Source organism: Acinetobacter sp. WCHAc060033, from assembly GCF_004209125.1.
Taxonomy (GTDB): Bacteria; Pseudomonadota; Gammaproteobacteria; order Pseudomonadales; family Moraxellaceae; genus Acinetobacter; species Acinetobacter wuhouensis.
Window position 1 is genome coordinate 1 of record NZ_SGSW01000158.1, and the last position, 982, is coordinate 982.

A 982-nucleotide genomic window follows, 5' to 3' on the forward strand; every position below is an offset into this window, starting at 1 on the left:
TGACAACTTGGGTATGAGGACGACCTAATTCTGTAAATTTGTTCAATACGGCTATGCGTGCATGAATCTCATTCACCTGACTAGAAAAACTCCTTGCTGTTAATTTATCACCTAATAGTTTGATGCAATGCATCTTGGTTTCAACTAAACTTCGACGATGATAACCAGACCATTTTTTCCAAAGCGTTCTTCCTAAACGTTTAACTGTTTTCAGTAACTCATTCCGCTCTAAAGATCTCAATTTCTGATCTTTCCATGGTTTTGCATTTTTTCTTGGCGGAATGACCGCATGTGCATCTTGATCTAGAATGACTTGTCTGCAGTGCTTCGTGTCATAAGCACCATCGGTATAGACCGAATCAATTCGTTCATCTAAGGGAATTTGAGCAAGTAAATCACCGAGTACTTGCGAATCGCTCACATTATTTGTAGTAAGCTGTACTGCACGTATTTGCAAGGTTTCAGCATCGATGCCAATATGAAGCTTACGCCATTGGCGACGATATTCAGGTCCATGTTTCTTACGTTTCCACTCACCTTCACCTAGAAACTTTAAGCCAGTTGAGTCGACGAGTAGATGTAGCCCATCACTACTTTTTTGATAGCTAATCGCAATATCAATATGTTTTTGTCTTCGACAAAGCGTACTGTAATCTGGTGCGGTCCAATTTAATCCACAAAGTTTAATCAGACTTTGAACAAAACCCGTGACCATGCGTAAAGAGAGTCTAAATAAAGATTTGATCATTAAACAGCATTGAATAGCCGTATCGGAGTAAGTTTGATTTCGACCTTGCTTGTTTTGTGGTTGTGCATACCACTGAGTCTTTGGATCAAACCAAATGGAAATGTTGCCCCGATTAATGAGAGCGCGATTATAGGAAGACCAGTTGGTTGTACGATAAGTTTTAGGAGTAGGTTTATTCATTTTGAAATTATAGGACTGAATAAACCTTATAGGCTAGGTTTGTGCAACAAAGCC

The 982-nt window shown here is 39.3% G+C and carries 1 protein-coding gene; it reads right to left on the reverse strand.

The window, feature by feature from the left end; all coding sequences use genetic code 11:
* Positions 1-928: IS5-like element ISAha2 family transposase (locus EXE10_RS21055; RefSeq protein ID WP_130114604.1), on the reverse strand; the 928-nt coding region annotated here is incomplete at its 3' end.
* Positions 929-982: the final 54 nt, after the last annotated feature.